Origin of the sequence: Actinospica durhamensis, assembly GCF_018139695.1 — a bacterium.
Classification (GTDB): Bacteria; Actinomycetota; Actinomycetes; order Streptomycetales; family Catenulisporaceae; genus Actinospica; species Actinospica durhamensis.
Window position 1 is genome coordinate 1 of the sequence record NZ_JAGSOG010000348.1, and the last position, 7,665, is coordinate 7,665.

At 70.4% G+C, this 7,665-nt stretch carries 7 protein-coding genes; 2 read left to right on the forward strand and 5 right to left on the reverse strand.

What is annotated here, in order from left to right:
- Positions 1–199: 199 nt before the first annotated feature.
- Positions 200–1,198 carry an Lrp/AsnC family transcriptional regulator gene (locus KDL01_RS36925; RefSeq protein ID WP_212533362.1) on the reverse strand — a complete coding sequence of 333 codons (999 nt, stop codon included), beginning with the start codon at positions 1,196–1,198 and terminating at the stop codon, positions 200–202.
- A gap of 220 nt (positions 1,199–1,418) precedes the next feature.
- Here KDL01_RS36925 and KDL01_RS36930 point away from each other — a divergent pair, with 220 nt between their 5' ends.
- On the forward strand, positions 1,419–2,867 hold the full coding sequence (locus KDL01_RS36930) for an MFS transporter (protein WP_212533363.1): 1,449 nt from the start codon (positions 1,419–1,421) through the stop codon (positions 2,865–2,867).
- Positions 2,868–2,949: 82 nt separating this feature from the next.
- On the opposite strand, the gene KDL01_RS36935 is transcribed toward KDL01_RS36930, so the two are convergent.
- The 4 genes from KDL01_RS36935 to KDL01_RS36950 all read right to left on the reverse strand — a co-directional run bounded on the left by KDL01_RS36935 (position 2,950) and on the right by KDL01_RS36950 (position 6,436).
- The gene (locus KDL01_RS36935) at positions 2,950–3,522 is read right to left on the reverse strand and encodes a nucleoside deaminase (protein WP_212533364.1); all 573 of its coding nucleotides are present in this window, start codon (positions 3,520–3,522) and stop codon (positions 2,950–2,952) included.
- Positions 3,523–3,553: 31 nt separating this feature from the next.
- The gene (locus KDL01_RS36940; protein ID WP_212533365.1) at positions 3,554–4,393 is read right to left on the reverse strand and encodes an LLM class flavin-dependent oxidoreductase; all 840 of its coding nucleotides are present in this window, start codon (positions 4,391–4,393) and stop codon (positions 3,554–3,556) included.
- A 45-nt stretch (positions 4,394–4,438) separates the two neighbouring features.
- Positions 4,439–4,873, reverse strand: a complete 435-nt coding sequence (locus KDL01_RS36945) for a PPOX class F420-dependent oxidoreductase (RefSeq protein ID WP_212533366.1) — start codon at positions 4,871–4,873, stop codon at positions 4,439–4,441.
- Between the two features lie 96 nt (positions 4,874–4,969).
- A complete protein-coding gene (locus KDL01_RS36950; protein WP_212533367.1) occupies positions 4,970–6,436 on the reverse strand; it encodes an FAD-dependent monooxygenase in 1,467 nt (488 codons plus the stop codon).
- A 215-nt stretch (positions 6,437–6,651) separates the two neighbouring features.
- Between KDL01_RS36950 and KDL01_RS36955 the strand changes: the two genes are divergently transcribed.
- A partial coding sequence (locus tag KDL01_RS36955; protein ID WP_212533368.1) for an aminotransferase class V-fold PLP-dependent enzyme occupies positions 6,652–7,665 on the forward strand: 1,014 nt, incomplete at its 3' end.

Here is a 7,665-nt window from a genome sequence, read left to right on the forward strand (position 1 = left end):
CTAGGCCGTGTCTTCAAACCATCGTCGGGGCCGCGACGCCTGCCACGCACGCTCGCGGCGTTGCCGGACCGTTTACAGACGACCGAGTATGCGCACGGCCCGGCGCCTTGCGAGCGCACGCGTCAGACGCCGCGGCCTGATCCGACGCTGGTTTGAAGACACGGCCTAGATCCGGGCCGCGGCAGGACACGGCCGTCGCCTACTGCGGCGGCAGGGTACGCAGCGAGGCCGCTCCCTTGAGGGACTGCATGATCGGCGACGTCTCGACCTGGTGGACGGCCGCGAGGGTGGCGACGCGCGTGGTCAGATACGAGTAGACCGAATGAATGTCCTTGCACAGTGCCACGGCGTGCAGATTCGTCGCTCCGGTGGTGGCGCAGGCGTAGGCGACCTCGGGGTGCTCGGCGAGGGCCTGGCCCGTGGCCTCGAGTTCAGCCGGGGCGACGGAGAGCCACAGCAGAACCCGGGCTGACAGGTCGAAGATGCTGTGGTCGTACTCGAGGTCCAGGTAGACCGTGCCGGAGCTGCGCAGTTGGGCGAGGCGGCGGCGGACCGTGCTCTGCGACCAGCCCGTCGCCGTGGCCAGTTCGGCCAGGTCCGCGCGGCCGTCCTTGCCCAGCACCGCGAGCATGCGGCGGTCGCCGTCGTCGAGCGTCACCGGCTCGCCGCCGTGGCCCGTCCCGTATGGCCGGGGCGGTTCCGGTTGCAGGGCGGCGGCCTGCTCCTCGGTGAGCGCGTCGGATTTGAGGGACAGGCCGCGCGAACCGCCGTAGAAGGTGTGCATGACGCAGTGCGCGGTCATGCTGACGACGCTCGGGGTGCGCGGCAGGCGGGTCAGCAGCAGCGACTGCGACTGCCTGCCCTCGGGCACGGACGTCATACAGCTGATCTCGGTGCCGCCGGAGGTGAGACTGACCCACGTGGTGTCGTCGCGCAGGCTGAGCATCTGGCCCAGCCTCTGTGCGCCGTCCGGCTTGCACTGCACTCGGATGAGCCACTGCACCTCGCCCAGCATCGCCGCGTCGGTGGTCGCGAGCACCCGGATACGGCCCGCCGTGCGCAGCCGGGTGTAGCGTCGGGCCACGGTCTGGTCGGAGACGCCGAGCACCTCGGCGATCCGGCTGAACGGGAGCCTGCCGTCGAGCTGCAGGGCCTGCACGAGTTGCCGGTCGAGCGCGTCGAACTTGGCGGATTTCACCAGTTCAGGATAACCCGTGTCGGATTGCGCCGTGATCCGAGCGCGACATGACGAGGACACCGGCGCCTATGGCAGCACCCTGCAAGCGCAGGTCGAACTCCAGCCACAGGGACGCCGCTCGGACATTGGATTTCACCACACCTCAACCGGCAATGTCGGATTCCGCCGCGATCATGGCCGTGGCTGTCAGATGACATGTCACCGCCAAGAGAATTGGCGCATGACGACGCAGAACCTCAACGACGTGACCGAGCACGTCGGCACGGACGCGGAGGCGAACCCGCGCCACGCGTGGAAGTGGACGCCCCTGGTCACCGTGTGCCTCGGTGCGTTCATGCTGTTGGTGGACGTATCCATCGTGAACGTCGCACTGCCCAAGATGACCGAGGAACTGCATTCCTCCTTCACCTCGCTGCAGTGGGTCGTGGACATGTACGCGCTGGTCCTGGCCTCGCTGCTGATGGTGGCGGGATCGCTGGGAGACCGGTTCGGACACCGGCGGCTGTATATAGGCGGCCTGGCCGTGTTCGCGCTGGCCTCGCTGGCCTGCGGCATCGCGCCGAACGTGGGCGTGCTGATCGCTTCGCGGGCCGTGCAGGGCGTCGGCGGCGCGGGGATGTTCACCGCGACCACGGCGCTGCTGTCCGCCGCCTACCAGGGCCGTGACCGCGGCACCGCGTTCGGCGTGTGGGGGGCGGTCAACGGCGGTGCCGCCGCGGTCGGACCGATCCTCGGCGGGCTGCTCACCGAGCAGTTCGGCTGGCGGGCGATCTTCCTGGTGAACCTGCCGGTGGCCGCGATCGCCGTGTACATGTCGCTGCGGGTCCTCGGCGACGCGCCGCACCGCGGCCAGCGCCGGATCGACATCCCGGGCGCGGTGTCGTTCACCGCGTGCGCCGCGTCCGTCACCTACGCGCTGATCCAGTCCAACACCGACGGCTGGGGCAGCGCCACCGTCCTCGGCTTCTTCGCCGTCGCCGTCGTCGCGTTGATCGTCTTCATCACCGTCGAACTGCGCACGACCGACCCGCTGCTCGACCTCTCGCTCCTGCGCAACCGTTCGTTCGCGGGCCTGATGGCCGCCGGTCTGCTGCTGAGCGCGGGCGCGTTCGCGCATCTGACCTACACCTCGATCTGGCTGCAGTCGGTGCTCGGCATGAGCCCGATCAAGGCGGGCCTCGCGGTCTCGCCGCTCGCGCTCACCGCGTTCGTCGTGGCGGGCTTCGGCGGAAAGCATCTGGGCAAGTACGCGCCACAGTGGCCGATCGGGATCGGCCTCGCGCTGATCGGCGTCGGCACACTGCTGCTGACGCTCGTCGGGGGCGGCTCGACGTGGTCCGCGCTGACGCCCGGGCTCATGGTCGCCGGCGTGGGCGTCGGGATGAGCACGCCGGTGCTCGCCTCCGCCGCGATGTCGGCGGTGCCGCACCAGCGCGCAGGCATGGCAGGCGGCGCACTCAACACCTTCCGCCAGCTCGGCTACGCCCTCGGCATCGCCGTGCTCGGCACGGTCTTCGCGAGCGCCGCCTCGACCGGCTCTGGCACGAACTCACGCGCCACCGTCGCCACCAGCCTCGACCACGTCTTCACCGTCGCGGGCATCGTCGCACTGGCCGGCGCCGCCGTGGTCCTGCTCTTCGTCCGCCGCAGCGCCCACAAGGCCTGGTAACACCCACGCCGTACCCTCCGCACGCCTCCGTGCCCCGCCCCCACCACCGGGCGGGGCACGGAGGCGAATCAGTCCCGAAAGACTAGCCCTGCGCAGCCCGCTCCTTGCGGAAGCGGTGATGCAGCGCCCTGAGCTCATCAGCGAACTCGGGCACCGGACCGACCACCTCGAGCCCCGGCGCGATCTCCCGGATGGACAACGGCCGCACCGGCGGATCCGACACCACACCCAGCTCCGCGACCCATGCACGGGACTGCCGCGAGGAACTCGCGAACACGATGCGCCCGAGCCCCACCCACGCGTGCGCCGCCGAGCACATCGGGCAGTGCTCGCCCGAGGTGTACACCGTCGCGCCAGCCCGCGCCCGCTCGTCGAGATGTGTCGCGGCCCAGCGCGCGAGCTCGAACTCCGGATGCCGCGTCGCGTCCCCGGTGGTGGTCTCGCGGTTGCGGTCCTCGGCCAACACGCTGCCGTCCGCACCCACGAGTACGGAGCCGAAGGGCCAATCGCCCACGTCCACCGCCTCCGTCGCGAGCTCCACGCATCGGCGCAGGTGCGCGACGTCCGCTTCGGTGACGGCGGCGCCGGTGGAGCGATGCTGGTCCTCAGTCACTACGATCTCCCCATTCCCCAGGTGATAATTGCCCTCGGCCATCTGAGCCGGCCTTCTCCCTGACCTCGCGCCGCTACGCCTGGCGATGCGCGGCGATGGTGGCCAGCGCCTGCCAAGCCGCCTCCGGATGGAGCGTCTCGTCCGGGTCCCCGCCGAACGGGTCGAGCAACACGCTCTCCGCCCCGAGTCCACGGATCTGCTCGAGGTCCGCGAGCACCTGCTCGAGCGTGCCCTCACCGGCGCGCCGATCCGGTTGGTCGAGGGGCTTTTCGGTCAACCGCAGCATGATGCGCGGCGCCAGGGCGGGCATGGGCTGCGAGAGTTCGCCCGCGATCGCGCGCAGGCGGTCCACCGCGTCGCGGAACCAGGGCAGCGTGAAGCGCAGCGGATGCCAGGGCACGCCCAGCCTGACGGCCCGTCGCATCGCGGCCTCGCTCCCTCCACCGACCCAGAGCGGAACCTGCCCGCAGCGGTAGTCCGCTTCGTTCGCCCAGGCCGCGCGCATGGCGTCGAGGTACTCGTCCGTCAACGCGCCGCGCCGGTGGAACGGCACGCCGAGCGCCGCGAACTCCTCCCGCGCCCACCCCACTCCGACCCCGAGGACGAGCCGCCCGCCGCTGAGCTGGTGCAGGTTCGCCGCCATCCGCGCCGTCACCAGCGGATGGCGGTACGGCACGATGAGCACGGTCGTGCCCAGGGTCACCGTCGAGGTGCGCCCGGCCAGGAACGCGAGCGTCGTGAAGGGCTCGTAGAACGGCGCCGGATACTGCTTCGCCACATCCGAGGTCACCGCGACGTGGTCGGAGACCATGAGGAGGTCGAATCCGAGCCCTTCGACCACCTGGGCCCAACGCACGAGCGTCTCCGGGTCGGTGCCGGGGCCGAAGTTCGGGACGTTCACGCCGATGCGCATGAGCCAAGGCTAGCGAATCAATACCCGATCTGATGTCCCGCCGCGTCAGTCCTGCTTGCTCGCGCCCTGCGCCGCGAGCTTCGACGCCGCGCCCCAAGCGTGCCAGCGCTCGATCTCGATCCAGCAGCTCACCCGGCGCTGTTCCCGCGCGCTGTAGTCCTTGCCGGTGTAGTGCCGCGAGATCCGGTCGATCACGGACAGGTCCGGATCGCGCTCGATCGAGACGATCTTGCCCTGCACGCTCACGTGCGAGTACCAGGAGTCGCCGTCGAGCACCGTCAGGCTGATCCGCGGGTCCTGCTCCAGGTAGTCCAGACGCTTGCGGAAGTCGGCCAGGTTCACCAGGATCCGGCCGTCCTCGTACAGATACCAGGTCGCCACCGACACCGGCTGCCCATCCGGCCGGTTCGAGGCGAACACGGCCGGGTTCGGGCGGCTGAGGAACTCGGCGATCGGGGCGGGGACAGGGGTGTTCGGCATGGGCAGACCTTATCAACCCTCGTGGTGCCCGGTCGTCCAGCACGCCGTGACCGCGCGGGCCGCGCCCTTCACACCGCGGCCGCGGCGCCTGCCCGATCAACCCGCCGGATGCACCCACGTCGCCAGCGCCCGCGCGAGCCCCTTCGGGTCCGGATACGCCGCGTCCGCGGCCCAGGCCACGTAACCGTCCGGCCGTACCAGCAGCGCCGGCGCGTCCGGATCGATCCCGACGGTCACCGCCAGCCTGCCCGCCGCCGCGGCCCTGCCCGCCTGCTTGTCGTACTGTCCGCTACAGTCCACGAGCACGAACACGCCCGCGCGCAGCAGTTCGTAGAGCCGCGCCGGCTCACCGCGCAGCGGAGCGTCCTCGGCCCGGGTGCCGGCCAGCCGATGCGAGCCGCGCGGCGTCGGATACTTCACCCCCAGCCCCGAGATCGCCATGGGAAGCTTCCGGGCCAGGTTCGGCAGGTGCAGCGCCGCCGAGACGATCTCGTTGCGCGCGCTACGGGCGGCGTTGGACTGCAGCATCGCGATCCGCAACAGCGCGCCGCTTCCCTTGATCACCTTCGTGCCGACCGGGTGACGCTCATGGTGGTACGTATCGAGCAGATCCGGGCCGCCCGTGAGCGCCGAAGCGAGCTTCCAGGACAAGTTCGTCGCGTCCTGCATGCCGGTGTTCATGCCCTGGCCCCCGGCCGGAGTGTGCACGTGCGCCGCGTCACCGGCCAGGAACACCCGGCCCACGCGGTATTTCGGCACCTGACGCTCGTCGCTGTGGAAACGGGAGGACCAGCGCGGCGAGTGCATCCCGAAGTCCGTGCCGAGCACCGAGCGGGTGATGTCCCGGAGCTGTTCGATGTCCACCGTGTCCGATTCCGCAGCCGGATGCGACCGGTCCCACGCGATGACCCGGTAGTAGCCGTCGCCGAACGGCGCGATGAAGCTGAAACGGTCGCCGATCGAGTTGGTGGCGGCCATGCCCGGCGGCTGATCGGCCAACAGCACGTCCGCGAGAAGCACCGAGCTGATGACGGTGCGCCCCGGGAACGGGAGCTTGAGCAGCTGTCGCACGGTACTGTCGTGCCCGTCCGCGCCCACCAGATACGCGGCCCGGATCCGGCGTCCGTCGTCCAACTCGGCCGTCACGCCCACCGAGTCCTGCACGAGCGTCGAGAGCCGCGCCGGCCGGACGAACTCGACCCCCGCCGCCTCGGCCCGCCGCGCGAGTACGTCTTCCGTCGCGGTCTGTGGCGCCACCAGCATATACGGGTACCGACTGCGCAACCCGGACAGATCGATCACAGCCTTGTCGAACAGGCGCAGCGACGGCACCGGCCGCCCACGCTCGATCAGTGCCTCGGCCACGCCGCGCTGATCGAGCTGCTCAAGGGTCCGTGCGTGTACGACGAACGCCCGGGTGAGCTGCGAGCCGTGCTCGTGCTTCTCCACCACCGTCGTACGGATCCCGGCTGCCGCCAGGTCTCCGGCGAGCGTGAGACCGGTCGGCCCCGCGCCGACGACGATCACATTGGTATCTGAGCGTTCTGTGATGTCCGAGGCCATGCGAGGGAGCATAGATCCCTGCGCGCTCGCCCCGAAAGGTCATCGTGCATCGGCAGTGTAACCATACGGTCAATCAGCTGTGTAGCCCACCACGGCCCGCCACCATCCGCCACGCTCGGTACCGCGCCAGTACCCGGACGTGTCCCCGTAGCCGGCGCGCACTCCTTCCCGACCGCCACTTCCGGCCCTCGACGCGCTGACCTACGATCGAGCGCATGGCCGAAACGATCTCGCACATACCCGCCGAAGACCCGCTGTACCTGCCCGAGCAGTGGGTCCTCGACCGTGAGGTGACGTATCTCAACCACGGGGCTTTCGGATCGGTCCCGCGCCCGGTTCTGGCGGAGCGGCGCCGTTGGCAGGACCGCATCGACGCGAACCCGATGGGCGTCTACCGCCGCGTGATGGACGCCGCCATCGACGACTCCCGCCTGGCGGCGGCGCGTTTCCTGGGCGCGGACGACGACGGCGTGGGCCTGTGCCTGAACGCGACCACCGGCGTCGCCGCGGTCCTCGGCTCCTTCCCGCTGGCGCAGGGCGACCGCATCCTGACGACCGACCACAGTTATGGCACCGTTCTGTGGGCCGCACAGGTGGCGGCCCAGCGGGCCGGCGCCGCAGTCGACGTGGCGCACGTGCCCCTCGCCGCGGACGAAGAGGAAACCGTCAGCGCGATCCTCGCGAAAGTCGACATCCGTACGCGCCTCGTGGTCGTCGACCACATCTCCTCCGCCACGGCGAAGCTGTTCCCCGTCGCGCGCATCGTCAGGGAACTGCATGCCAGAGGCGTGAAGGTGCTCATCGACGCCGCCCACGCCCCCGGCGCCGTCGACGTGAACCTCGAGGCCCTCGGCGCCGACTACTGGACCGGCAACCTGCACAAATGGGCATGCGCCCCCCGAGGTACCGCCGCGATCTACGCCGCACCGGACCTGCGCGACGGGCTGGAATCGGTCCCGATCTCCTGGCGCCGCCCGGAAGGCTTCCCCCACTCCTTCAGCAAGATCGCCACCGCAGACGTCACCGGCTGGCTCGCCGCACCGGCCGCGCTGAAGTTCTTCGAGGACCTCGGCTGGGAAGCCGTCCGCGCCCGCAACAACGCCCTCGCGGAAGCGGGCCAACGCCTCGTCGCCGCCGAGATCGGCGTGAGCCTCGAGGGCATGCCCGACGGCATGTCCGGCAGCGTGCCCGCCAGCGACGCATCGGACCCCCACGGCCAGCCCCAGATC